Below are 23,493 nucleotides of genomic sequence, written 5' to 3'. Positions count from 1 at the left end.
CGCGGGAAGAGTGGCCCGGACCGCCGCGTAGACTCTGTTCCTCGTGAGTCTCACCCTCGGAATCGTCGGCCTGCCCAACGTCGGAAAGTCGACGCTGTTCAACGCGCTGACCAAGAACGACGTGCTTGCGGCGAACTACCCGTTCGCGACCATCGAGCCGAACGTCGGGGTGGTGCCACTGCCGGACCCGCGGCTGAACAAGCTCGCCGAGATCTTCGGTTCCGAGCGCATCGTGCCCGCTGTGGTGTCGTTCGTCGACATCGCGGGCATCGTGAAAGGCGCCTCCGAAGGTGCGGGCCTCGGCAACAAGTTCCTCGCCAACATTCGTGAGGCCGACGCCATCTGCCAGGTGGTTCGGGTGTTCGCCGACGACGACGTCATCCACGTCGACGGGCGGGTCGACCCGACCTCCGACATCGAGGTGATCGAGACCGAGCTGATCATCGCCGACATGCAGACGCTGGAGAAGGCGATCCCGCGGTTGGAGAAGGAAGCCAAGGTCAAGAAGGACCGCAAGCCGGTTCTCGACGCAGCCAAGGCCGCCCAGGAAGTCCTCGACACCGGCGCGACCCTCTTCTCGGCCCGCGCGAAGCTGGACAACGAACTGCTGAAAGAGCTTTCGCTGCTCACCACCAAGCCGTTCCTCTACGTCTTCAACGCCGACGAGGCGGTGCTCACCGACGAGGCGAAGATCGCGGAGCTGAAAGCCGCAGTGGCCCCGGCCGATGCGGTGTTCCTCGACGCGAAGGTCGAATCCGAACTGCTCGAGCTCGACGACGAATCCGCCACCGAACTCCTCGAATCCATCGGCCAGACCGAACCCGGCCTGCACGCCCTCGCCCGCGCCGGCTTCCACACCCTCGGCCTGCAGACCTACCTCACCGCAGGCCCGAAAGAGGCCCGCGCCTGGACAATCCACCAGGGCGACACCGCCCCCAAGGCCGCCGGCGTCATCCACACCGACTTCGAACGCGGCTTCATCAAGGCCGAAGTAGTCTCCTTCGCCGATCTCGTCGAACACGGCTCCATGGCGGCGGCGAAGGCTGCGGGCAAGGTTCGGATGGAAGGCAAGGACTACAACATGGTCGACGGGGACGTCGTCGAGTTCCGCTTCAACGTGTAATTCGTTGCGCCCGGGGCAAATGGAGGAGCCCAGGCGCATGTTGCAGAGGCAGCGCTGGGGCGTTCTCCAACAGGAGAGTGTTCCTGCGCACCGATTTCGAACGCGTGCCGCCGTTCAGCCGAAGAGGAAGTTGTTCACAGCCAGTATCGCTCTGTTTGCCGCCGCATGGTCGGGATGTGTCCTAGACCGGTGCCGAGCGAAGTGATGGGCGAGCAGCTCGCGATCTGTGCGGTCCCATGCCGCTGCTAGCTCAGCTACTCGTACTCGACCGAGAATGTCCGCGATCTCCTCGCCGAGAAGATACAGAGCGGCGAGGTCGACGTCTGTTTCAGCTCTGATCAGCAGATCGGTACGTGCTCCGTAGAGCGCTGCTCGAATGTCAGCGTCGTCCTGGTACCAGCCGCACGCTGTCGCGATGTCGCCGACATCCTTGTACTCGCCGTTGACGGATCGATCGCACCAAGCCTTCAACTTGAGCGCGGCGTAGCCTGCTGGCACGGGAATCCGCACCCGATAGCCGCTCGGTAATCGCAACTCGATCGAATGGGCGAAGACCTCCCGGAAGCCGAAGACGTCGAGCGATTCTGTCCTGCCTGTTAGGGAGGTCGTTCCGGCGGGGTCTTCGATGTCGCCGAACGGCACTACATCGACCGCGACTCCCGCGATCGAAAAACGGATATCGGTGGTTCCCGACCGAGGTAGTGCCGCGATGATCCGTCGATATTCGGCATCGCCGTCGACGGCGATGGCGATATCCACATCACTCGTAGAGCGTAGTAGATCGGTGCGACCAAAGGCTGTGTGCAGCAAGTCGCGACAGTGCGCACCGATGACCATGATCGATGTCTCGTCAGCCTTAGCGCCTGAGATCAATTCGACCACCACGCTGTCGATCAGATCCAATGACTGTGTACCGATTCGAAGAGGGTCAAACAAGTTGGTCCCTCCTCAATGTTCTCGCCACCTCGGATTGTCGTGGCTCACTGGACGTCAGGAGATCTGCGTAGATCATGAGCGGAGGGGCCGCAGACCTGGTGAAGACACCGTGTCGATCGGATGGGGCCGTCCAGTTGGGCTCCTTCCAGAATTTCTGGCGAACCTCGATATTCGGGTCGTCGGACTTCTGCCAGCCGTTTCGGATGGCTTCTGTGAGGTCGAAGTGCTCGACGTAAATCGTGAGTGTCTGTGGTTGCCGGATCAATTCAACAGCAGATTCTCCACTCACGAAGTATCCGTGAGGCGGCGACCAGCTTTCGATACTTCCGCTGAAGGAGCTACGCCGGATTTTCGGCAGGAGTGCACCTCGGAATGCAGCGGCCCATAGGTCGACCAGTTCATCGCGACGTTGTAGTGATCTTCCGATGAGGTAGTCGGACTCCTTCATGATTTCGAGCGTCGACTGCGCGATCCCCACCGACGTTCCGGCAGCCTCTGCAATCTTGCGAACCGGCATATCCACGAAATCCGGCCATGCCAGCAACACGAAGAGGACCTGCATCCGTCGAGCGCTGAACAGGTTGGCATCCGCAGGGCGATGACTCGGCTCCTTGGTTGGACTACGACGTCCGCGGATATCTACCAGTACAGGGCCGAAGTTCAGATGCGCGTTTCCTGCGTAATCGATGTAGTCGATTTCGGCGGCGCGGAGTGCCTCCGCAGTGCGACTGGTTATCTGTGGGCCGGTCACCAGCAGTCGATGCGCGCGGTCTTGCTGGTCGACTCGCGATAGTTCTGACAGAGTCGCGTGCGGCAACCAAGCCATCCGATATGTCATATCGAAGCCGTGGCGGCTCACGTTGACGATCGCGGTCTGATCCGACGTCCAGTGCCGCACGGAGAACTCGATCGATAACTCCGACAGCGCCTGGGCTGTCGAGTGTTCGATGTCACGGTGTTGTGTTCGGTCGGCCACGTTGTTCAGTTTAATTGAACGCTAGGGAATATTGAACACTGCCGCGCCGGGCCGCCAGCAGATCACTCGGTTGGGCTGGGCGGCGCGGGCCGAGGCGTCTGCGCTCCGAGTGCCCGCGCCGCCGCCTCGACGGCTTGGCAGGCTCGGCCGGCGGCCCGGAATTTCGACCAGGCTCAGGGCGGAGTAGCGCTGGGTTGTTTCGGCATCGAGCCCGTTCGCCGAACGCCGTTCAGCCCGCAGTGCTCGATGGCCAGGCCTTGTCGTCCACTGCGAGCCATGGTTCGCCGGCCGCGGAGGTGAGGGGAGCGCCGGTGAATCCGTGTACGTCGCGGTGGAGATGGGGCTGGTCGGCATAACCGCTGTCGGCCGCCACTTGCGCGGGTGAGTGTCCCCGGACCAATTGGTGCATGGCGTGGTCGAACCGCACCAGCATGGCGGCGCGCTTGGGCGTGAGGCCGATCTGCGTGCTGAAGCGTGACCATAGCCGTTGGCGGCTCCACCCGACCTCTGTGGCCAAGCGCTCGACGCGCAATCGGCCTCGGCTGAGGATGAGTTGGTGCCATACCCACGCGACCTCCGGGTCGGCCCGGCGGTCGTCGCGCAACCGTGCCGACAGCATCGTCTCGATCAGCGCGAATCGTTCGTGCCAGCTGCACGTTTCGTGCATGCGCTCACTCAGGCGCGTCGCGTCGCGACCCCACAGATCGTCGAGCGCGACGATGTTCCCGGTCAATTCGGCGAGCGGTAATCCGAGGATGGCGGGTGCAACGACCGGTGACAGGCGGACCTGTACACACTCGATGGCTTGGACGCGCACCGGGGCCGCGGTGCCGGTCAGGCCGAGGGCCAGGCTGCCCGAGTGGGTTCGGCCTGTCGAGTCGCGGACGTCGAAGCAATGGTCACCGATGCTGACAGCTACCGTGACGGCCGGATGGGGAATGGCGCGCAGCTGAGCTGGGCCGTCACCGTGAATGCGGAATCCGGCCATGTCTACACCGTGCAGCGCGGGTGTCCGCGGTGGTCGTGTGATCTCCCAAGCCACACCGCGATTATATGAGCCGTCGGGTATCGGCAGTCGATGCCGACCGCCGTCGCTGACATTTCTTCAAGACGAATGTCGTTGTCGCCCAGCAGGGTGGTGGTGTCACGAATCGGTCGAAGGAGGACCTATGAATGAGACCACCGCTGCCGCAACGCCGGGTCGGCGACGACGCATCGGGCTGATGATCGGTGCGGTGTCGGCCGCCCTGTTCGCGGGCAACGCGGCAGGTGTCGCGACCGCCGCGCCGGACGTTTCCCAGGAGCAGATGGTGCACCTTCCCACTGGAGACATCCATGTCATCTCGAGCGGGGTTCCCCGTGCGGATGCCGTGGTGCTGTTGCACGGGCTGGCCGGATCGACCACATGGTGGGACCCGGTGATGCCCGCTCTGCAGAATCGATACGTGGTGCGGATCGATCTGCTCGGACACGGCGAATCGGCCAAACCGGATAGTGGTTACGGAATGGCCGAGCAGGCGAGCCGGGTCGCAGAGGTGCTCGATCGACTCGGCGTGCGCCACGCGATCGTCGTCGGACACTCCACCGGTGGCTATGTGGCGACCTCGTTGGCGGAACAGCGCCATGATCTGGTGACGGCGCTCGCGCTGATCGATACCGGTTCACGGCTGGACGCGTTCGCCGACAACGGCCCGGCCGGCGATCTGCTGCTCAACCCGGCGATCGGGCAACCGCTGTGGCCGCTGCTTCCGGACGCCGCTATTAGGTACTCCCTGAGCAGTGCTTTCACCCGCGACGTACCAGTTCCCGAGCGGATCATCGCCGACGTCCGAGGTATGACATACCGTAGCCTCACCGCGACGTCGAACGCGTCGGATGCGTACCTGCGGGACCGCCCCGAACCGAACCGCCTCGTGGACCTCGGCCTACCGACCATGGTGATCTATGGCTCCCAGGACAAACGCTGGCCGGCAGCGTCCTTCCAGGACTATCGCCGAGTCCCGAACGTCCGGATCGAGTCCCTCGATTGCGGTCACACCCCCATGATCGAGGATCCCGGCGCCACCGGCACCCTCATCCGCGACTTCGCCGAGCAATACTGAACAACCCCTCGTGCGTGACTGTCCTAGTGCCGGGTCAACGGGCCGATCGTGCCCGGCGTCCGCTGTCCGGTGGTTTCGACCCACGATTACCGCGGTGCTGGGAAACCGGTGGTGTCCAGGCTCCGTCATTCGGCCGGATGCGTTGTGACACCCTCGATCCCGCCCACCCGATCCGGCATCGGGTCTGTGCGGTACCGGTCAACCCGGCCGACCCGGCCACCAGTTCGCCGGGCACCCTTTCGGCCCTCGACGAAGGCAACCACACGACTTCGAACCCACCGCCCGGGGAATTCAGGGCATCGAACCCCGGACACCAACAAACGTAGGGCACACTCATGCAGATTCTCATCTCCGGCGCCAGCGTCGCCGGTCCGGTGCTGGCGTACTGGCTTACCAGACACGGCTTTTCGGTCACGGTTGTCGAGCGCGCGCCGGCTCCGCGCAAGACAGAAGGATCTGCTGCGCGCCGCGTTCAGCGGTATGGACCCTGAGGTGGAGCGCTGGCTGGACGCGGTCGACCACACTCCGGCCTTCTACTTCGACTCGATCACCCAGCTCCGCATGGACACCTGGTCACGGGGGAGGGTGACGCTCGTCGGTGACGCGGGCTACTGTCCCGGCCCGGCTGTCGGTGGCAGCACCAGTCTGGCTGTCGTCGGCGCGTACGTCCTGGCCGGGGAGCTGGCGCGGGCGGGCGGCGACCCTGAGCGCGCCTTTCCTGCCTACGAGCGCGCGATGACAGAGCACGTGCGGGACAGCCGCGCGGTTGCGCTGAGCGCGGCGAAAACCCTGATCCCCACCTCCCGCCTCGGTGTGCGGGGATTGGTCCAGGGCACTCGCCTGCTCTCCGTCCTGCCCGCAGGGCCCAGCCGCGCCTTCCTCCGCCTCACCGCCAAGAGCGCACGTGTCTACAACTCCATGACCGTCGACGATTACCCACCCCCGCCGGCATCGTCGATTTAGCCGGACACTCATCCACCTACCCGTGGGAAAGGCTTGCGGCCCTTTGTGATCCAGCGCTCGACGGGCTTTGGGTCGACGCTGGACTCCTGTGCGACACGCCAATTGTCGAGTCCGTCGCTGATCCACCCACATCCATGAAAGCCGATTGACAACTAGTCGAGGCAGGCGATTGCAGAAACCTGTGCCGCCGGCGAGGCCAGCGGGGCGTGATGCTGCCGGTGGTAGCAGCGGCCCCGTGGCCAGCGCACGATCACCCGTGTAGCTGCACAGCGGATGCGTCCACACCCAGTCCGTTCTCTCCCGGCGGTGAGCCCGCTAGCGGCGAGTTGTCGAGGTATCGAATCTCGTAGACCCGCTCGGTGAACTTCCAGCCGTCGGCCGTTCGCCGGTAGCGATCGTGGTAGATCGCATAGTTCAAATGTGCACTGCCGCTTGTCAACCGGCCGAGTTCACAGATGTGGGCGCGGCCGCTGGCGGTGTCGCCATCGATGTCGATCGTGCCGGGATGGGTGTGCTGAACGAAATAGTCCCAAGCGTTTTGCATCAGCCGCATTTTGGTCTGGAATTCGGCGCGGCCGGCGACTTCGATACCGGCGTCGGGGATGCGTAGCACCGCGTCATCGGTGAATAGTGATGCCAGGCGGTCGAAGTCGCGCATCATCACCGCGTCGGTGAACTCGCCGCGGAGTGCTTCGATCTCGACACGGTCGGCGAGTGACCGAAAGTCGTTTGGTGTCAGCATGATTGGCTCCTCAGGAATTGATGAGAGTGGTTTCAGCGGTGGCCCGGCGTAGCGGCGCGAGTGCGGCGCTCCATGCGATGAGCTGATCCAGCACCTTGTTCAGGGTCACGGCATGGTGGTCGCTCGGGGCGAAGTGGGCGTGGTTCTCGAAATCGGTGTGCAGCGAGAGCGCCACTTCGGGGCTCACATCGGCCATGCCCAAGGTGCCGCAGACCAGCCGCAGCTGCTGCACCGCGCACACGCCCCCGTTCACACCGTAGGAGACGAATCCGACTGCTTTGTTCACCCACTCCGTGAACACGTGGTCGATGGCGTTCTTCAGCACCCCGGGGGCCGAGTGGTTGTACTCGGGGGTCACGATCACGAACCCGTCGAACGGGGCGACCCGCTCGGCCCAGGCGCGGGTGTGCTCATGTACGGAGGGGCCGAACAGCGGTGGCACGGGCTCGTCCAGATGCGGTAACGGGTGCTCGCGCAGGTCGATCAATTCGAACTCGGCGTCGCCGCGACGCGCTGCCGTGTCCAGAACCCACTGGGCGACCTGCGGACCGTTGCGGTTGGGCCGGGTACTGCCGAGGATGATGCCGATTCTGATCATGTCCGGAACTCCTGCTCTGCTGAAGGTGTCACGACCTTCCGACGACGCAGCCGACCGGAATGTCAGGCCGCCTCACAGTTCGGGTCGCTGTTTCGTCAATTCAGTGAGGGCCGCATCGACCGAAGGAGCCGACACCATGACCGATCCGCAACTGCGCTCGGTGATCAGCGAGCGCCGTCAGCTGATCAATCTCGCCTACCGGCTGCTCGGCTCGCTGGCCGAGGCCGAGGATGTGGTGCAGGAGACCTATGCGCGCTGGTACGCCCTATCCGAGCCGCAGCGGCGGGATGTGGCGGCGCCCGGTGCTTGGTTGACGACGGTCGCCAGCCGCATCTGTCTCGATCTACTCGGCTCGGCGCGAGCCAGGCGGGAACGCTACGTGGGCGAATGGATTCCGGAGCCGGTACCCGATCGTTCCGAATGGCTCGGTGGTCCCGCCCCCGCCGATCCCGCCGACCGGGTCACCCTCGACGAGTCGATCGGTATGGCCTTCCTCGTCGTGCTGGATTCCATGACGCCGGCCGAGCGGGTGGCGTTCGTCCTGCACGACGTCTTCCGCTACTCCTTCGCCGAGGTCGGCGACATTGTCGGGCGCACCCCCGCGGCCTGCCGCCAGCTCGCCTCCTCCGCCCGCCGCCGCATCCGTACATCGCGGGGTCCGTCGGGCACCCAGCGCGCGGAGGTGGTCCGGGACTTCAAACGGGCCTGGGAGACAGGGGATATCGAGGCCCTGATCGGTTTGCTCGATCCGCAGGCGACCGCGACCGCCGACAGCGGCGGCCTGGCTCCAGCCTTCATCCGCCCGATCAACGGCGGCGAGCAGATCGCCCGCGCCTGGATCGAAATCGCCGCCCGAGCCCCCGAGGTGACGCTGCTCGAGCGCACGGTGAACGGCCAACCAGGCCTGGTGGCGCAGCTCGCCGACACCATCGTGTCGGTCTACGCCTTCGATATCGCCGACGGCCGGATCACCCGGATCTGGGCGATCCGCAATCCGGAGAAACTTCGGCCCTGGACAGCAGGCTGAACTCCGGCACTCTCCCACTGGAGATATCCCATCGGTAGAAAAAGGGTTGGGTGGGACGATGTTCGGGCTGATAGCGTGCCGGGAGACCGTGACATCGCGTGAGGAGGTGAGACCCATGAACGCTGTATCCCTGTGGGTGCTCTCCCGCTTGTTCACGGTCGGCGATTGACGTAGGTGTCGCCGGGAGCGCCTCGATAAGGCAATCCCGAAAGGCAACAACCTATGCATTTCACTACGGAGACATCGTCGAATGGTGTCGTCGAACGCGATTTCACGCTGGGTGAGGTGCCCGGCGTGCTCTGGTCGCCCGCATCCGGCTCCGATCCCGCGCCCCTGGTGCTGATGGCGCACAGTGGCGGCCAGCATAAGCGAGCACCGGGAATCATCGGCCGCGCACACCGCTTCGTGACCGGCTGCGGTTTCCATGTCGCCGCCATCGACGCGCCCGGACACGGTGACCGGCCCCGCACGGCGGCCGACGAGCAGCGCATCACCGTCCTACGGCAGGCGCAGGCGGCGGGCCAGCCGCTCGGTCCGGCTGTCGTGGGGATCCACATCGACCTGGCAGCGCGTGCCGTGCCGGAATGGCAGGCGACCCTGGACGCCCTGCAGAAGCTGCCGCAGATCGGCGCCGAAGGGTCGGTCGGTTTCTGGGGCATCATGCAGGGCACCGGGATCGGGGTGCCGTTGACGGCGGTCGAACCCAGGATCACCGCGGCGATCTTCGGTTGTCTCGGACATGAATCCCTGGCCGAGGCGGCGGCACAGATCACCGTCCCGATCGAATTCCTGCTCCAGTGGGACGACGAGCACATCGACCGCCAATCCGGACTCGCGTTGTTCGACGCCTTCGCCTCGAAGGAAAAGACGTTGCACGCCAACGCGGGCGGCCATGGTGGCGTGCCCAGATTCGAGGTCGACAGCGCAACCCGGTTCTTCGCCCGCCATCTCGGCCGGGCCGAACCGTCACCGGCCTGACCCAAGGGGTGTTGGCGTCCGGCGTCGAGCCGGACGGCAACACCGCTGTCGCAGATCGTCTTTGGCCAGACCCGAACTGCGCGGTCGTCGGCACTACCGGATGCTCACTTGCTTGGATGTCCGCGCTGCGTCGGAGCAGGATGAGCCCAGTGCGTCGAATCGGTCGCCCGAGTTATGGCGTGAGCGTGCGTCGCGATGAACTTCCGATCAGCCGCACGGCAGCGCGTTGAACAGCTGCGTACGCTTCGGGTACTGCGGTGGAAGGGGTTGACCTTGACCCTGCGTCAGGGTTGCAGCCTTGTCGCATGACCAACAACAGCGCTTCCCCGGCTCGGCTCGCTCCGCCGGTCGGAGGATTTCAGGAGATCGACGGCCGCCGCATTTTCGTGCATCGGTTGGGCAGCGGCGGACCGGCCGTCGTGTTTCTGCCGGGCGCGAGCGCGGTAGGCCTGGACTATTTCGGTGTCCAGCAAGGGGTTTCGCAGTTCACCACCGCTGTGGTGTACGACCGCGGCGGCACGGGCTACAGCGATCCCCTCCCACTGCCACGCACCGCCGCCGCGGTCGCCACGGAACTGCACGAGCTGCTGCGCGCCCAGAACATCGTCGGCCCCTACGTACTCGCACCGCACTCCCTCGGCGGCTTCTACGCGCACCGATTTGCCCAGCTGTACCCGCAGGACGTGGCCGGGCTGGTCTGGCTGGACGCCCTGCACCCCGAGTGGGACGAGTTCATGCCGCCCGCGGCGAGCCTGGCGGCGGCCGAGCAGATGGCGCCTGATCTGGAGCAGCTCGAACAGCTGCGCCCGGCGCTGCGCGAGTGGGGCGCCGAGTTGCTCGCGGACTACCCGGAGCACATGCGGCAACCGCTGCTCGATGCCAAGTTGAGCGACGAATGGATTCGGGTCGGCATCGCTGAGCGCAGCAATTTGGCCGAACTCGCCACCGAACTGCGGGCCGGGCCCGACATGCCCGATGTCCCGGTGGTCGCACTCACCGCGGTCGGCATCGACCTCGCCCAGCAGGCGCTGACGTCGGAGCAGACGCTGCAGGAGATGCGCGACGGTAGAACGCGAATGGACGCCGCAGTGGTGAACGCGGTCTCGCAGGGGGAACAACGCATCCTGTCCGACACCCTCCACCACCGGCTCTGCTTCGACCGCCCCGATGCCGTCGTCCAGGCGATCCGCGATGTCGTCGGCCGAGCCGCTCGCCCCTAGACTCGGCACGATCGCCTGTCACGACGACCCGAGGAGGACGGTGCTCACGATCGGCCAACTCGCCGCGACCGCCGGCGTCACTGTGCGCACCGTCCGCCACTACCATCACGTCGGGCTGTTGCCCGAGCCCGAGCGCGATGCCTCCGGCTACCGCCGCTACAGTGCGCAAGCGGCGGTGGACCTCATCCGGATCAGGACCCTCGCCGATGCCGGAGTTCCGCTGGCCCGCATCGACGCGCTGCTGCACGCACAGCCGACCGAATTCGCTTCGTCCATCACCGACATCGACGCCGAACTGCAGCGCAGAATCGACGAGCTCACCGAATACCGCCGCCGCATCGCCGAATTGGCCGGCGGCGAAAGGCTTGTCCTGCCCCCCGAGGTGGTCGCCATCCTGAACCGGATGCGCAGCCTCGGGGTCAGCGAACGACGAGTACAACTCGAGCGTGACTCCTGGATCCTGATGCAGGCACTGGAACCGGGCGTCATGCGGCAGCGGATACGGGACAAGAACGCCGCCTTCGACGACCCCGAGACGGTGCGCCTGTATCTCGCCTGCGATCAATCAGTGGACTGGGACCCGAACGATCCACGCCTGGACCGGCTCATCGACGAGCTGGACGCATGGAAGATCGACCACGAACGAGACAGCGGCCGGTCCGGGCACCTGAAGCTGGTCTTTTCCCGGATCTCCGAGGAAACACCAGCATGGCAACGCATCGTCGACGCCCTCACCCACCGCGCCGAGCAGCGCCGAACCGCCGGGCACGACGGCTGAAGCCGCCACCGCATGCAGAAAAGCTATCGGATGCCGCAGCGGCGCCTACAGCGGCGCGCGCAGATTTGTCCAGCCGGTCCGGACGCCGACTACCACTCACATCGGCAGCGCACATCGATAGCGTTTGCAGTGGTGTTCGAGCGATACTCCCGTTTGCCCGCCACTGTGCTGATCAACTCCGGAATACATTGGCGTACAAGCGCATCTGTAGAAGCAAACCACCCGCCCGTCGTACAAGACGTTCGCGTCCCATTGCCGCGCGTCATACGACGGACCGATCAGTACCCTGCGTCAGGTCGCTGTAGCTGAACACCGGACAACCACAGATCCTCGCAAGAACTGTTCGCTGTCGGTCGGTCAGCTCGTTGGAGAAGACAACGGCCCCGGCATGCACCCGAGCACACGCGCCCGCGATCTCGCCGACTTTGCCCGTGCTCATCAACGTTCTGGCCGAGTAGGGTTCGGCCATCGTCGCTGTGCCGCCCGGCTTGTCACCTTTCTTGCCGCCCGAGACCCCGCGGCGCTGCACGAAACACTCGACCACTCGACCTCCGAGACGGGCAACACCTGCCGAAACATCAGCCATCACATCGAGGCAGTCCGTGCGCTTGGCCGAGAACAGGCCCGCGACCACTACGTCGGCACCGGCGATGACGTCCCGCGGTTCCCGCTGGATGGAGTCTGCTGGGTTTCGTCGTCGCCCGTCACCGCGTCGCATGTATCGCCGATCGCCCACGTGCGCACCCTATGAGCGGCCCGGCTCGGGCGCCAGCGGGGAACGAGCCGCCAAGTGGCGCCAAGGGATCAGCTCAGGACCGTGGCACGCTCGATTCCGGCGATCCGCGGCCACCTGTCTTGCTGATGGCGCATGACGAAGACAAGTCCGCTGCCGCAGATCGCCGGGGGATTGCGTGCCTATGTGCGGTAATCGCGGAACGTGGCGCGCAGATCGTCGATGATGAGGTCGGGTTCTTCCATAGCGGCGAAGTGGCCGCCTCGGTCGAATTCGGTCCAGCGCACGATGTTGTGGTTCTGTTCGGCGATACGGCGGATCGGGGCGCCGATGTCGTGGGGCAGGACTGCTACGGCGACCGGCACGTTGGTGTCGGGTTCGGGTTTGCCCCAGGTGGCGGCGCCTTCGTAGTAGTAGCGCGCCGACGAGCCCGCGGTGCCGTTGAGCCAGTAGATCATGACGTTGGTCAGCATCGCGTCGCGGTCGACGGCATCCTCGGGTGCGTCGGTGGAGTCGGTCCAATCCTTGAACCGTTCGACGATCCAGGCCAATTGACCCACCGGCGAGTCGGTGAGCGCGTAGGACAGCGTTTGCGGCCTACTGGCTTGCAGCATCGCGTACGCGCCGAGTTGGTACTGGAAGCGGCCGGCAAGCTCGACGGCGCGCCGTTCGGCGGGATCGTCTAGGTCGGCGGTCTCGGCGGTGACGGTGGCCGAGGCGATATCCGTCAGGTGCATCGCGACCAGGTGCTCGGCATCGATGACCGCCAGCTGGCGGGTGATGGCTGCGCCGGTGTCTTCGCCGTGCGCGGCGTAACGGTCGTAGCCGAGGCGACGCATCAGTTCGGCCCATGCGCGCGCGGCCCGTGTGGTCGACCAGCCGATGGCGGGTCCGGAGAACCCGTATCCGGGGATGGTCGGCACGATGACGTGGAACGCGTCCTTTGCGTTGCCGCCGTGCGTCACCGGGTCGGTCAATGGCCCGATCACCTCGAGGAATTCCACGATCGATCCAGGCCAGCCGTGCGTGAGCACCAGCGGCAATGCGTCGGATTCTGCCGAGCGGACGTGGATGAAATGCAGGTCGTGGCCGTCGATCTCGGTGCGGAACTGCGGGAAGGAGTTGAGTCGAGCCTCCTGCGCTCGCCAGTCGTAGGTAGTGCGCCAGTAGTCGGCCAGTTCCCTGGTGTAGTCCAGCGGGATGCCCTGTGTCCACCCCGCGCCGGGAACCTCGTCGGGCCAGCGGTTGGCGTCCAGTCGCCGATGCAAGTCGTCGAGCTGCTCCTGGGGGACGTCGATGCGAAACGGTCGAATCTGTTCGGTCATGAAATCCATCGTAGGAACCACCTAGGACAGTTTCGGCCCTAGGTTCGGCAAAAGTCGAATGATGTTCGAAACCTCGGCGCGACTGGTCCGACCGCTGTCGCTCCTACGCCGAGCCTCCGGCTTACACGGGCACAGGCACTTTCGGCTCGCGCATTGGCTGACCGCGCGCTTCGCAGAGCTGAGCCCCACCCGGTGTCGGCGAATTCGAGGGGTCGTTGCAACTGCGCTGCTAGCTGGTGGGGGCAAGAGCCTAGCTGGACGAGCTGGTCGCGGCTGTGGACTGACAGGTCGCTGCCCCTTGGGAAAGTATTGGGGCAGAAGACCATTCGTGTTCTCGTTGGAGCCGCGTTGCCAGGGCGAGTGTGGTCGCGGAAGTAGGCGGAGATGTCGGTGGCCAGTTCAGGGTTTTGCGTCGAGTTCGAGTTCGATTGCGCTGGTGAGGAGTTGGCGGGCGCGGTCGAGGGTGAGGGAGCCGCTGTGCCAGCGTTCGCTGAGTCCTTCGACGAGGGCGGTGAGGCGTTCGGCGGTGGCGGTGGCGTCGAGGGCGGGGTGGACGGTGCCGGTCTGTTGGGCCTGCCGGATGAGGGCTTCGACGTCGGTGTTCCAGCTCCCGGTGGTGGCTTGCAGGGGGTCGCGCAGGTCGGGGTGGAAGACGGCGCTGGCGCGCAATTCGCCCCATGCGATGCTGGTTTCGCGAACTTCGTCGGTGTCCTGGAGTTCGAGCAGCAGCATTTGCCCGACCCGGCTGCGGGGGTCGGCGGTGTCGGTGCGGTCGGTGTACGCCTGAGCGCGGTGGTTGATATGTTCGAGCGCGGCGTGCAGGACACCGGCGCGGTCCTTGAAGTGGTAGTAGATCAGTGCCGTGGACACCTCGGCCGCGGCGGCGAGTTTCTCGATACGCAGCCCTCGCACGCCGTCCTGGGCGATGACACGGACGGCGGCTTCCAGGATCTGGGTTCGACGGTCTGACACGATTCCTCACAGTAGAGGCGAATCCGGCAGGTCCGGCAAGCGGTGCGCCGCACCCCGGCGAGGTTCGGGCTCGCCGCGCGACAGTGCGGGTCAGTCCGCGGGCTCCTGCTGGGTGGTGCAGTGGATGCCGCCGCCACCCGCGGCGATGCCATCGATATTGATCTGCACGACTTCCCGGCCGGGGAACAGTCGCTCGAGGGTGGATTTCGCGGCGCTGTCGGTGTCCGGATCGCCGAACTCGGGACCGATGACCGCGCCGTTGCAGACATAGAAGTTGATGTAGCCGGCGGCGAAGTCGTCGTTCTCGAACTTCGCCCGCACCATCGACGGGCCCTCGAGTACCGCCACCTGCAGCGGGCGGTCGTACACGTCGGTCGCCGAGTGCAGAATGTCGAGGTGGCGGCGGGTGACGTCGTAGTCGAACGAATCCGGGTCGGTGTCGAGTCCGGCGACCACCACACCCGGGCCGGCGAAGCGCGCGTAGAAGTCGGTGTGGCCGTCGGTGATGTCCTCGCCGGCGATGCCGGGCAGCCAGATCACCTTCTTGATCCCGAGTAGGTAGTCGAGCTCCTCCTCGACGTCCTTCTTCTTCCAGCCCGGATTGCGGTTTTTGTTGAGCACGCAGCTCTCGGTGATGATCGCGGTGCCTTCGCCGTCGACCTCGAGCGCGCCACCCTCGAGCACCAGATCCGTATGCCGGGTTTCGACTTCGGCGCGGCCGGTGACGAACTGCGCGACCTTCGCATCGCGGCGGTGTTCCTGCTTGTTGCCCCATCCGTTGAAGTTGAAATCCACACCGGCCTTGGTGTTTCCGCTCTGCACGAACACCGGGCCGGTGTCGCGCATCCACAGATCGTCGAGGTCGGTGGCGATCAGCTCCACGTCCGCGTCGCCGATCAGGCTCTTGGCCTGCGCCATCTGGTCGGGGCGCACGAGCATCGACACCGGTTCGAAGCGGGCGATGGTGGTGGCGATGGTGGCCAGGTTGCGCTGCACCTCCGGCACCAGCTTCGCGCCCCAGATACGTTCGGCGGCGGCGAAGGCCATCCAGGTCCGCTTGTGCGGCTGCCCTTCCTCGGGCATCAGCCATGTCCTTCCGTCGTTGTGGTTGCTACGGCTGTCGCTACCGATCGGGGTGGTGTTGTCGTCACAACCGGCCAGCAGCAAACTGCCGATCGCGGCCATCGTGGTCTGGACGAACGTGCGCCGCCGCATCCTGCTTCTCCTCTTCGCTCCGCGCCTTCGTGCTGCGAGTCCCTCGCGGCGTGTCGAAAGCAGGCAGCCTCACTCTTGCTGCGGAGGCCCGCGTGATGAATGGGCGACCGTCTGGCTACCAAGCACTCTAAATCCTGACTAAAAAATTAGTCAAGGAGGTTGGCCTTCTGTAGTCGTCCAACCCTGCGGAGGAGCGTTCGTCTCCGTCGATGCAGCGGCGGAGCATCACCTTGGTGGTGGTTCTGCTCCACCTTGGGGGGAGGACCCCAGCACTCGGGGTCCTGATACCGGCGACGAATGCGATGGACAGTTGGACAAGTCACCACAAGCGAACCGGAGCCTCCGATGTCGATCACCAGCACCATCGCCACCTCGGCAGAACGGCGTGCCACGGTCTCGACCGAAGACGGTGTGGCACTTGCGGTTCGCGAATACGGCCCACGAAATGCCGACCTCACCGTCGTCCTCTTGCACGGACATTGCCAGCGCACCGAGTCCTGGACCTACGTCCGGGACGCGCTGTTGCGCCGATACGCCGACGCCCGGGTCGTCTGCTACGACCACCGCGGCCACGGCGACTCCGCCGCGGCGTCCCGACAGACCTACAACCTCGAGCAGCTCGGCTACGACCTGCGCAACGTTCTCGACGCCGTCGCCCCCACCGGACCGGTCGTCCTCGTCGGCCACTCGATGGGCGGCATGACCGTGCTGACCTACGCCAGCCAGAACCCCCACGAGATCGGCACTCGCATCGTCGGCGTCGCACTCATCGCGACCGCCGCGAACGGGCTCGCCGACGCAGGCTTCGGCCGCCTCCTACGCAACCCGGTCGTTTCGGCATTCCAGGCTGCCGTCCGACGTGCTCCGGGCATGATGCATCATGCGAAGGCAATGGTCTGCAAGGTCTTCGCCCCGGTCATCCGTACCGCGGAATTCGGCAATCGCAGAGTCAGCGCTCGCGTGCTCACCCTTGCCAACGCGATGCACAACGACACGCCGATCGTGACGATGGCGAGCTTCTTGAGCGCCTTCATGGTCTATGACCAAACCGACGCGCTTCCTATCCTCTCGAAGATCCCCACCTTGGTGCTGTGCGGCTCCGCCGACCTGATGACGCCGCTGTCGCATTCCGTCACGATGGCAGCGGTCGTCGAGTACTCGGATTTCGTGATGGTCGAGGGCGCCGGTCACTCGGTGATTCTCGAGCAGCCGAGTGGGGTCGTCGAGGCCATCGCTCGCCTGATGACGCGAGCAGGCGGTACCGGCCGGGTCGAGGGCGTTCACCTCACACTCGTCGCATAGTCCGTTCGTGCGCGGGGGTTTCGGCGGCCACCCAGTCTGCCGCCGGCCAGGAGAGCGCACAAGGTTCCGGGTCAGTCATCGCTCGGGAGCCTGGCCTCGCCCGCCTGCTGGCGGACCGCGGTCTCGACGAGCTTGCGGACCTGCGCGGCGGGGACGACGATGCCAGGCGTCCGGAGAGTCCAGCGCAGGAAGTCCTCGACGTTCATTGCGGGCGTTTCGCCGAGGTAGGGCTGGATGTACACCGGTGTGCTCGGTTCACTGCGCCAACTGGTGGCAAGGGTGCCGGTGTCCACCGCGTCATATCCGAGGATGTTCAACAGCCGGGTGGCTCGTGCCTTGGCTTCCGCGTCGTCGCCTGCGACGGGTAGGGCGCTGCGGTCCGGCGCGCCTGCGGGCCGCGCGAGAGACAACAGCTGGTGTGGGGTGATGTTGTTGAATGCCTTGATTACCCGGGAGCCCGCGAGGTGGCGCTGTAGCAGGGCGGCAGAGGTCAGTTCGCCCGCATCCAGCTCGGCCACGTGGCCGTCCCGCTCGGGGTAGTAGTTCGCCGTGTCCAGCACCGTCTTCCCGGCCAGAGCTTCGGCGGGGAGCTTTTCATAGGCATGCAGCGGGATGGCGGCCACCACCAGGTCCGCGGCGCGTGCTGCCGCCTCCGGTGTGGCCGCTCGAGCGCGCCCGCCCAATTCGGCGACAAGATCGGCAAGTGTCTCGGGGTCTCGCGAATTGCTGAGGACAACCTCGAGGTCTGCCGCAACGGCCAGGCGGGCAATGGAAGTGCCGATCATTCCGCTGCCGATGAGTCCGAGCGTTTGGGGCACGACTTCTCTCCGTTCGTTCGTGTGAGTGCGCGATAGGAGCCGGGGAGCGCGGCCAGGGTGTGCCGGTCGCGGGTGGCTCGCTGTCAGCATGAAACCGCCGCGACCACCCGACCAGGTCCGTGTGCTGCGTACTCACGGCGTGATCACCCACCGCAGGCTCCGGCGTAGCGTTGGTCGCGTGGACGACCGGACCGAGCTCAGCGGCTTCCTCAAATCACGCCGTGCCCGCCTGCGCCCGGAGCACGTCGGGCTGCGCGACTACGGCAGAGCACGCCGGGTCGCGGGCCTGCGGCGTGAGGAGTTGGCGCAGCTGGCGGGCGTGAGCATCGCCCACTGCACACGTCTGGAACAGGGCAAAAGCGACAGCGTCTCGGATGAGGTGCTCGACGCCATCGGGGCGGCGCTACGCCTGGACACCGACGAATTGGCTTACCTGCACCGGATCGCACGGCGTCCCCCGCCGTGTGCGGCGGCCACCGCCTCGTCGGATGCGCCTGCGAGCTTGCGCTACCTGCTGGAGTCGTTCGTGATGACGCCGGCGCTGCTGGTCGGTCGGCACACCCAGATTATCGGCTGGAACCAGCTCGCCGTGGCGGTGTTCGGCGACTTCCCCGCCCTGCCGGAGAACCGCCGCACGCTCTCACACCTGCTGTTCACCGAGCCCTACCTGCGTGAGCTGCACGGCAGCGACTGGCCGCGGGCGGCACGCGAGCAAGTGGCGCATCTGCGTGTTCTGCTCGGACGGTATCGCGGAGACCCCGCACTCATGGCGCACATCGATCAAATGCGTGATCTGAGCGCGGAATTCGCGCAGATGTGGGCGGAGCACCCGGTCGCGCAGGTCCGGTACCGGGCGTATGTGTTGCACCACCCGGTCGTGGGTGAACTGACCCTGCACGGCGAGCTCGTCGCGCTGCCCGACCTGCCGTCGTGCTGCGGGCTGGACCTGTTCGCTGCTGAGCCGGGCTCGGCATCCGAGCAGGCGCTGCGGAAACTCGGAAGCCTGTAGGAATTCCAGCTGACGCGCGAATCGGGTGTTCACGGTGGCGGGCGCAAGAGGTATTCGCCGGCAAGCTGGACGGCTTCGCGTTTGGTGTAGCCAGGGTGGTCCGCGACGATGAAGTGGCGGCCGATCGCGAGTGCGAACGCCAGGGTGCTGCGTGCCTCGATCTCATCGGGGTCGGTGATGAAGGTGCCGAACATCTTCCGCAGGAACTGCATTCGCTCGTTATCGATACGCCGCAGGCGGGTCGCGACCGACTGATCGTGGCGGGCCCAAGACCGGATCGCGAGATCAATCCGGTGCAGGTCCTCTGAGAAAGTCAGTTGACCGGCGAGCCGGATCCTGTCGGCGGCATCGCCACCTTCCGTGTCGGCCTGGGCGATGACTTCTTTGGTACAGCGGAGTTCCCACTCGTCGAGCATCTCCGTGAGGAACGCGGGGCGGCTGTCGAAGTGTCCATAGAACCCGCCCTTCGTCACGCCGAGCTCGGTGGCGAGGGTCTCGACGCGGACGGCGTCGGGTCCGCCCCGGCCGAGGGCTTCGAGGCCCGCCGCTATCCAGCGGGCTCGTGTTGTGCGGGCCACAGCGGGAATTCGGCCACCTCCATTGATCGAGTCGAATCTATACGGTACCGTATGCACTAACTGTACGGTACCGTATAAATGAGAGGTGAACCGTGCCCCGACTCGCAGCCGCCGCCTACACCGAGCAGCCCTGGCGCATCCACGAACTCGCGAGGGAGTTCGCAGTCGAGGACGTGTGGTCGTTTCGCACTCCCGGAGCTGGACCCGACGACTTCCCGGTGCTGCTCGCAGCCCTGCGAGCGGCCGGTGGACCCGCGAGGCAGACCTTGCCGGTGCGGTTCTTGTTCGCTATTCGATGGAAGCTCGGTGCACTCCTCGGCTGGGACAAAACGTCCGCGGGGGTGGGGGAGCGGGTTGCCTCGCTGCGCGACCGCCTGCCCAGCGACATGCACGCGGCTTGTCGCGGCCCGGACGACGACGACATGCCCCTGAAGGCGGTCTACGAGCTCGACATGGAGTCCGCTCGCGAGCTGGCGAACAAGACCGTGCACACCGTGATGCATCTCGGCTGGGTCCGAGGCGCGAACGGCGACTATGAGCTGCGCATGGCCGTCCTCGTCAAGCCCAACGGATGGTTCGGGCGGCTCTACATGGCCGCCATCGCGCCTTTCAGATACCTCATCGTCTATCCGGCTCTGACGCGGCAATGGGAACGCGCCTGGGAAAGAAGGTCACGATGAACTCCGGAAAGCGGTTGCTCCGCTGGGCGAGCGGGATCATGCTCGTGCTGGGAACAGGGCACCTGTTGCTGCTGGCGCTCGTTGCTTGGACGGACGTCACCGACTGGGTGGATCGGGGGATGTGGGCAGCGGTCCCGCTCGATCTCACCGAGGGCGCCGCTGTTCAGACAGTGGAATCCCTGCAGAATAGGGTCACCTTCTGGGCCGGTCCGGGAAGCTTCGCCGTGCCCCTGATTCTCTTGGGTTGCCTGATATGGCACCTCGCTGGACGCGGAGTGGCCGTGCCCGCCGGGGTCGGCTGGGGCCTCGCGGCGTGGTGTGTGCTGGGCGGCATCCTGCTGGTGCCGTCGCCGTTCTTCGCCGGGGTTGTCTCCGGGGCGCTGATCATCGTGGCCGCGCGGAAGGGCGATCAGTCGGCAGCACCCCGAGGCGGGGAGATGGCGTTCGGTCAGCACGCGGCTCGACCTTGTCCCTGCGTCAATGTTTAGCGTCGGCGGATATGACCATCACTGTTCTCGACACCTAACGCGATCGCATCGAGCAGCAGATCCGGTCCGTGCGTCACACTTTCGACGCCGCGGCGGCCGGGACCGAACCGTGCATGAACATCATGCTGGAAGGGTTCAACGATCGCTACCGGGACGAGGTTATTTCGCGTTGGGGTGAGCACGCATTCCGGGCGAGCGACGACTGGTGGCACGCCAAGAGTTTCGAGCAGCAGGCCTGGAAGCGGGCCACCGACGACCTCGTCGCCGCTTGGATCGCCGCATGGAAGGCCGGGGTGTCGCCGACCTCGGAGCGTGCGCAAGCACTGGCCGCTCGACATGTCCAGTGGCTGAGCGAGATTCCCGGCGCCCCTATGACCGAGGGCGATCGGGACCGCTCGATCCAGCTGGTGAACGGCCTCGGCCAGATGTACGTCGAGGACCCCTCGCTTCGCAGCCACATACGACGGTGCCGAAGGCGCGGCATTTGTCCGCGACGCGCTGCACGAGTACGCACAGACACGGATGTAGCGCTTCGGCACCGGGCCGAGCCTTCGCGCCGATCAGCGAAAGCGGTTGGGTTCCAGTCGATTCAGGACATCGTAGGGTCGACGTCAAACCGTGTGATGCGGGCAAACCGGTGACAGGCCCCGGCGGAGGCGGGGCCTGTCCAGGTCGATCAGGCCGAGTAGTCGATGGCGGGGCCGAAGGTGCCGTCACCGTTGCCGTAGCGCAGGGTGATGTTGCCGGTGCCGGTGTTGCCGATGACGGTGTCGGTCTTTCCGTCAGCGTTGAAGTCGGCGAGAATCGGGGTCGACAGGGGGACGAGCCCGCCGGAGGGGTAGGTGTGGCTCGGCGGGCCGAAGGTGCCGTTGCCGGTTCCGAGCAGCACGCTGATGCTCGAGGTGCCGCCGTTGGCGACCACCATGTCGAGCTTGCCGTCGCCATTGATGTCGGCCACGTCGAAGCACTGCGGGAACAGGCCGCCGGTCTGATAGGTCCGCAGCGCGCCGAAGGTGCCGTCGCCCTTGTTGAACAGCGTGGAAACGGTGCCGCTGACGAGGTTGGAGAAGAGGATGTCCGCCTTGCCGTCGCCGTTGATGTCGCGCGCCATGCCGTACCAGGCGGTCAGGGCGCCCTCGCTGAACGTGGCCGGCGCGGCGAAGGTGCCGTCACCGTGGCCGCGGTAGATCTGGATGGTGCTGTTGACGTAGTTGCCGCGCAGCAGGTCGAGGTTGCCGTCCCCATCGAAGTCCGCGGCGTCGGCGGATCCGGAGCCGACGCCGAGGTTGCTGGAGACGGTGACGGCATCGGTGAAGGTGCCGTCACCCTTGCCGAGGAGTATCGACCACGACGGGGCCTGGTTGGAGGTAGCCAAGTCAGGGTTGCCGTCGTGGTTGTAGTCACCGACGACCACCGCGCCGGGAGCGAGGTCGGTGTCGTAGTTGACGGCCTTGGCGAAGGTGCCGTCGCCCTTGCCCATCAAGATGGAGACGTTGTGTGAGGTGAAATTGGTGACGGCCATATCGAGCTTGCTGTCGTGGTCGAAATCCGCGATGGCGACGTAGTCGGCCTGGCCGCCGGTGGTGTATCGGACGGCGGGCTGGAAGCCACCGCCTGGCTTGCCCAGGAACACCGACACGCCGAACCCGAGCACGAAGTCGCTGAACACGACGTCGGTGTAGCCGTCATCGTTGAGATCGGCGACCGCGGGTACCGCAGGACCCGTCAGGTTGGGAAGCGCATCAGCCGATGCTGGGGTGCTGGTGAAGGCGGCGGTGCCCGCCAGTGTGGAGCCTGCCATTGCCAGAGAAGCGAGAGCGCTTATGGCGAACCTGATCTGTGTCACTTATTCTCCCGATTGTCCGATATCGGCAGAACTTTACTGGGTTTCCGTGGCAGGCGAAACTATCGATGCCATAACATAATTCGATAATCCATCCTTATCGACGGCCATGTCCAACTGATCGGTTCACTGATAATCATCACTTATGGAATGTGCCTTCGAGGGACGGCCCGTTCCGTTCGAAGGCCGATGTTGTCATGCCCGAGTGGCGGTGGCGACGGCATCGGCGCAACTCACTTCATGCAGGTCTTCTCGAAAAATCGAGGCTAGTAGCACCACGCTCCTCGGCAACGCCAAAACTGTTACACCGCAAGAACTCTCGCGTGTAGAAATGTGCCGCTTCGAGTTGGGATCAGCATTTGACATGATCGGCTTCGGTCCTGAGAGCGGTTCCTGTCGATCGGGTCGCTCCAGATTCCGACCAACGGCGACACCAGCGCTTGGCATGTGGTCGGCGCATGGAGGTCTTTGTTGTTCGTCGGACGGAAAAGGATGTGAAAATGGTGCGTGTACTCGAACAAAGTCCCTACGATGGCGGGAGTTTCGAATGATCAACGTGCGGGCTCTGGTCGGCGCCTGTGCCGCCTCGGCCGGAATCGTCGTCGGAACGGCGGTATTCGTACCGGCGAACGCATCGGCGGCAAGCTATGGCGGGCAATGCGGTGGCGGATACGCCGTGATCGAGCAGGCCAATTTGATTGGCGGCACCGCATTTCTCACATACAGCAATGCTACTGGGAAGAACTGTGTTGTCACGGTTCGCGATGAGCCTGGAGACGAGTTGTTCATGGTCGCCCGAGTCGGACGCTCAGGCGACCTCCAGTCGACGGATGTCGACCAAGGCAATTACACAACGTATGCGGGACCGGTGTACGTTTCGGCGGCACACAGGTGCATCGACTGGTACGGCCAGATCAGGGGAGACTGGAATTGGGTTGGACAACAAACCGCCCACTGCGGCTGATCATCTGGGCTTCAGTCGAATGGCGGGTGGGAGTCGATGAGGTGACTGCGAGCCAGATTCGTTGCGGCGCAGAACATCCGCTTCCACCCGAAGGCGCATCTTGACGCGCTTCGACCATGACGA

The 23,493-nt window shown here is 65.3% G+C and carries 25 protein-coding genes and 1 pseudogene; 14 read left to right on the top strand and 12 right to left on the bottom strand.

The genetic code is table 11. The features are described from left to right. Positions 1-43 precede the first annotated feature (43 nt). Entirely contained in the window at positions 44-1,123 is a 1,080-nt protein-coding gene (gene ychF / locus OHQ90_RS37470; protein WP_328405831.1) for a redox-regulated ATPase YchF, read from the top strand. Positions 1,124-1,237: 114 nt separating this feature from the next. Here ychF and OHQ90_RS37465 read toward each other — a convergent pair whose 3' ends face one another. The 3 genes from OHQ90_RS37465 to OHQ90_RS37455 form a co-directional block, all read right to left on the bottom strand. Further along, a complete protein-coding gene (locus OHQ90_RS37465) occupies positions 1,238-2,059 on the bottom strand; it encodes a hypothetical protein (RefSeq protein ID WP_328405829.1) in 822 nt (273 codons plus the stop codon). Beyond that, a complete protein-coding gene (locus tag OHQ90_RS37460; RefSeq protein WP_328405827.1) occupies positions 2,052-2,810 on the bottom strand; it encodes a type IV toxin-antitoxin system AbiEi family antitoxin in 759 nt (252 codons plus the stop codon). Before OHQ90_RS37460 ends, OHQ90_RS37465 begins: the two co-directional genes overlap by 8 nt. Positions 2,811-3,264: 454 nt before the next feature. Further along, on the bottom strand, positions 3,265-4,077 hold the full coding sequence (locus OHQ90_RS37455) for an AraC family transcriptional regulator (protein WP_328405825.1): 813 nt from the start codon (positions 4,075-4,077) through the stop codon (positions 3,265-3,267). 127 nt (positions 4,078-4,204) lie between these two features. Between OHQ90_RS37455 and OHQ90_RS37450 the strand changes: the two genes are divergently transcribed. From OHQ90_RS37450 to OHQ90_RS37445, 3 genes and pseudogenes are all read left to right on the top strand, one after another. Continuing rightward, positions 4,205-5,137, top strand: a complete 933-nt coding sequence (locus tag OHQ90_RS37450) for an alpha/beta fold hydrolase (protein WP_328405823.1) — start codon at positions 4,205-4,207, stop codon at positions 5,135-5,137. A gap of 335 nt (positions 5,138-5,472) precedes the next feature. After that, the gene (locus tag OHQ90_RS39690; RefSeq protein ID WP_442941264.1) at positions 5,473-5,628 is read left to right on the top strand and encodes an NAD-binding protein; all 156 of its coding nucleotides are present in this window, start codon (positions 5,473-5,475) and stop codon (positions 5,626-5,628) included. After that, positions 5,582-6,100: pseudogene (locus OHQ90_RS37445) on the top strand (FAD-dependent oxidoreductase); the annotation flags it as partial. The gene OHQ90_RS39690 and the pseudogene OHQ90_RS37445, both read left to right, overlap by 47 nt. 250 nt (positions 6,101-6,350) lie before the next feature. On the opposite strand, the gene OHQ90_RS37440 reads toward OHQ90_RS37445, so the two are convergent. Next, the gene (locus OHQ90_RS37440; RefSeq protein ID WP_328405821.1) at positions 6,351-6,842 is read right to left on the bottom strand and encodes a nuclear transport factor 2 family protein; all 492 of its coding nucleotides are present in this window, start codon (positions 6,840-6,842) and stop codon (positions 6,351-6,353) included. 10 nt (positions 6,843-6,852) lie between these two features. Then, the gene (locus OHQ90_RS37435) at positions 6,853-7,440 is read right to left on the bottom strand and encodes an NADPH-dependent FMN reductase (RefSeq protein WP_328405819.1); all 588 of its coding nucleotides are present in this window, start codon (positions 7,438-7,440) and stop codon (positions 6,853-6,855) included. Positions 7,441-7,576: 136 nt separating this feature from the next. Here OHQ90_RS37435 and sigJ point away from each other — a divergent pair, with 136 nt between their 5' ends. The 4 genes from sigJ to OHQ90_RS37415 all read left to right on the top strand — a co-directional run bounded on the left by sigJ (position 7,577) and on the right by OHQ90_RS37415 (position 11,443). Further along, positions 7,577-8,467 (top strand): RNA polymerase sigma factor SigJ, encoded by an 891-nt coding sequence (gene sigJ, locus OHQ90_RS37430; protein WP_328405817.1) that lies wholly within the window; start codon positions 7,577-7,579, stop codon positions 8,465-8,467. A gap of 222 nt (positions 8,468-8,689) precedes the next feature. Then, positions 8,690-9,445 (top strand): alpha/beta hydrolase, encoded by a 756-nt coding sequence (locus OHQ90_RS37425; RefSeq protein ID WP_328405815.1) that lies wholly within the window; start codon positions 8,690-8,692, stop codon positions 9,443-9,445. Positions 9,446-9,750: 305 nt separating this feature from the next. Continuing rightward, complete coding sequence (locus OHQ90_RS37420) at positions 9,751-10,665, top strand: alpha/beta fold hydrolase (protein ID WP_328405813.1); 915 nt, start codon at positions 9,751-9,753, stop codon at positions 10,663-10,665. A gap of 40 nt (positions 10,666-10,705) precedes the next feature. Next, entirely contained in the window at positions 10,706-11,443 is a 738-nt protein-coding gene (locus OHQ90_RS37415) for a MerR family transcriptional regulator (protein WP_328405811.1), read from the top strand. A gap of 262 nt (positions 11,444-11,705) precedes the next feature. Here OHQ90_RS37415 and OHQ90_RS37410 read toward each other — a convergent pair whose 3' ends face one another. The 4 genes from OHQ90_RS37410 to OHQ90_RS37395 all read right to left on the bottom strand — a co-directional run bounded on the left by OHQ90_RS37410 (position 11,706) and on the right by OHQ90_RS37395 (position 15,688). Further along, positions 11,706-12,179 carry a hypothetical protein gene (locus OHQ90_RS37410; protein ID WP_328405809.1) on the bottom strand — a complete coding sequence of 158 codons (474 nt, stop codon included), beginning with the start codon at positions 12,177-12,179 and terminating at the stop codon, positions 11,706-11,708. A gap of 179 nt (positions 12,180-12,358) precedes the next feature. Continuing rightward, positions 12,359-13,501 carry an epoxide hydrolase family protein gene (locus tag OHQ90_RS37405; RefSeq protein WP_328405807.1) on the bottom strand — a complete coding sequence of 381 codons (1,143 nt, stop codon included), beginning with the start codon at positions 13,499-13,501 and terminating at the stop codon, positions 12,359-12,361. A gap of 399 nt (positions 13,502-13,900) precedes the next feature. Continuing rightward, complete coding sequence (locus tag OHQ90_RS37400; RefSeq protein ID WP_328405805.1) at positions 13,901-14,473, bottom strand: TetR/AcrR family transcriptional regulator; 573 nt, start codon at positions 14,471-14,473, stop codon at positions 13,901-13,903. A gap of 90 nt (positions 14,474-14,563) precedes the next feature. After that, a complete protein-coding gene (locus OHQ90_RS37395) occupies positions 14,564-15,688 on the bottom strand; it encodes an agmatine deiminase family protein (RefSeq protein WP_328405803.1) in 1,125 nt (374 codons plus the stop codon). Positions 15,689-16,033: 345 nt separating this feature from the next. Here OHQ90_RS37395 and OHQ90_RS37390 point away from each other — a divergent pair, with 345 nt between their 5' ends. Continuing rightward, positions 16,034-16,990, top strand: a complete 957-nt coding sequence (locus tag OHQ90_RS37390) for an alpha/beta fold hydrolase (RefSeq protein WP_328405800.1) — start codon at positions 16,034-16,036, stop codon at positions 16,988-16,990. A gap of 71 nt (positions 16,991-17,061) precedes the next feature. On the opposite strand, the gene OHQ90_RS37385 is transcribed toward OHQ90_RS37390, so the two are convergent. Next, positions 17,062-17,808, bottom strand: a complete 747-nt coding sequence (locus tag OHQ90_RS37385) for an NADPH-dependent F420 reductase (protein ID WP_328405798.1) — start codon at positions 17,806-17,808, stop codon at positions 17,062-17,064. A gap of 178 nt (positions 17,809-17,986) precedes the next feature. On the opposite strand from OHQ90_RS37385, the gene OHQ90_RS37380 reads away from it, so the two are divergent. Further along, positions 17,987-18,817 (top strand): helix-turn-helix domain-containing protein, encoded by an 831-nt coding sequence (locus tag OHQ90_RS37380; protein ID WP_328405796.1) that lies wholly within the window; start codon positions 17,987-17,989, stop codon positions 18,815-18,817. Between the two features lie 29 nt (positions 18,818-18,846). On the opposite strand, the gene OHQ90_RS37375 is transcribed toward OHQ90_RS37380, so the two are convergent. Then, a complete protein-coding gene (locus OHQ90_RS37375; protein WP_328413387.1) occupies positions 18,847-19,404 on the bottom strand; it encodes a TetR/AcrR family transcriptional regulator in 558 nt (185 codons plus the stop codon). An 83-nt stretch (positions 19,405-19,487) separates the two neighbouring features. Between OHQ90_RS37375 and OHQ90_RS37370 the strand changes: the two genes are divergently transcribed. The 3 genes from OHQ90_RS37370 to OHQ90_RS37360 all read left to right on the top strand — a co-directional run bounded on the left by OHQ90_RS37370 (position 19,488) and on the right by OHQ90_RS37360 (position 21,204). Continuing rightward, entirely contained in the window at positions 19,488-20,075 is a 588-nt protein-coding gene (locus OHQ90_RS37370) for a DUF2867 domain-containing protein (RefSeq protein ID WP_328405794.1), read from the top strand. Further along, positions 20,072-20,563: a DUF6463 family protein gene (locus OHQ90_RS37365; RefSeq protein WP_328405792.1), complete on the top strand. Its 492-nt coding sequence runs from the start codon at positions 20,072-20,074 to the stop codon at positions 20,561-20,563. The genes OHQ90_RS37370 and OHQ90_RS37365 overlap by 4 nt, the downstream gene beginning before the upstream one ends. Positions 20,564-20,676: 113 nt before the next feature. After that, on the top strand, positions 20,677-21,204 hold the full coding sequence (locus OHQ90_RS37360) for a TipAS antibiotic-recognition domain-containing protein (RefSeq protein ID WP_328405790.1): 528 nt from the start codon (positions 20,677-20,679) through the stop codon (positions 21,202-21,204). A gap of 35 nt (positions 21,205-21,239) precedes the next feature. Here the strand turns inward: OHQ90_RS37360 and OHQ90_RS37355 are convergent, their stop codons facing one another. Then, positions 21,240-22,409, bottom strand: coding sequence for an FG-GAP repeat domain-containing protein (locus tag OHQ90_RS37355; RefSeq protein ID WP_328405788.1), 1,170 nt, complete (start codon positions 22,407-22,409; stop codon positions 21,240-21,242). A 544-nt stretch (positions 22,410-22,953) separates the two neighbouring features. On the opposite strand from OHQ90_RS37355, the gene OHQ90_RS37350 reads away from it, so the two are divergent. Next, the gene (locus OHQ90_RS37350; RefSeq protein WP_328405786.1) at positions 22,954-23,370 is read left to right on the top strand and encodes a hypothetical protein; all 417 of its coding nucleotides are present in this window, start codon (positions 22,954-22,956) and stop codon (positions 23,368-23,370) included. Positions 23,371-23,493: the final 123 nt, after the last annotated feature.

The organism is Nocardia sp. NBC_00403, from assembly GCF_036046055.1.
In the GTDB taxonomy this organism is placed as follows: domain Bacteria; phylum Actinomycetota; class Actinomycetes; order Mycobacteriales; family Mycobacteriaceae; genus Nocardia.
Note: the sequence above shows the minus strand (reverse complement) of the source record. Positions and strands in the feature narration are given on the sequence as shown.

Excerpts from the sequence above, each read along its gene's own strand:
- OHQ90_RS37450 (WP_328405823.1), top strand. The coding sequence starts at position 4,205 with ATGAATGAGACCACCGCTGCCGCAACGCCGGGTCGGCGACGACGCATC.
- OHQ90_RS39690 (WP_442941264.1), top strand. The coding sequence starts at position 5,473 with ATGCAGATTCTCATCTCCGGCGCCAGCGTCGCCGGTCCGGTGCTGGCG.
- OHQ90_RS37440 (WP_328405821.1), bottom strand. The coding sequence starts at position 6,842 with ATGCTGACACCAAACGACTTTCGGTCACTCGCCGACCGTGTCGAGATC.
- OHQ90_RS37435 (WP_328405819.1), bottom strand. The coding sequence starts at position 7,440 with ATGATCAGAATCGGCATCATCCTCGGCAGTACCCGGCCCAACCGCAAC.
- sigJ (WP_328405817.1), top strand. The coding sequence starts at position 7,577 with ATGACCGATCCGCAACTGCGCTCGGTGATCAGCGAGCGCCGTCAGCTG.
- OHQ90_RS37425 (WP_328405815.1), top strand. The coding sequence starts at position 8,690 with ATGCATTTCACTACGGAGACATCGTCGAATGGTGTCGTCGAACGCGAT.
- OHQ90_RS37420 (WP_328405813.1), top strand. The coding sequence starts at position 9,751 with ATGACCAACAACAGCGCTTCCCCGGCTCGGCTCGCTCCGCCGGTCGGA.
- OHQ90_RS37405 (WP_328405807.1), bottom strand. The coding sequence starts at position 13,501 with ATGACCGAACAGATTCGACCGTTTCGCATCGACGTCCCCCAGGAGCAG.
- OHQ90_RS37395 (WP_328405803.1), bottom strand. The coding sequence starts at position 15,688 with ATGCGGCGGCGCACGTTCGTCCAGACCACGATGGCCGCGATCGGCAGT.
- OHQ90_RS37390 (WP_328405800.1), top strand. The coding sequence starts at position 16,034 with ATGTCGATCACCAGCACCATCGCCACCTCGGCAGAACGGCGTGCCACG.
- OHQ90_RS37365 (WP_328405792.1), top strand. The coding sequence starts at position 20,072 with ATGAACTCCGGAAAGCGGTTGCTCCGCTGGGCGAGCGGGATCATGCTC.
- OHQ90_RS37360 (WP_328405790.1), top strand. The coding sequence starts at position 20,677 with ATGAACATCATGCTGGAAGGGTTCAACGATCGCTACCGGGACGAGGTT.
- OHQ90_RS37350 (WP_328405786.1), top strand. The coding sequence starts at position 22,954 with ATGATCAACGTGCGGGCTCTGGTCGGCGCCTGTGCCGCCTCGGCCGGA.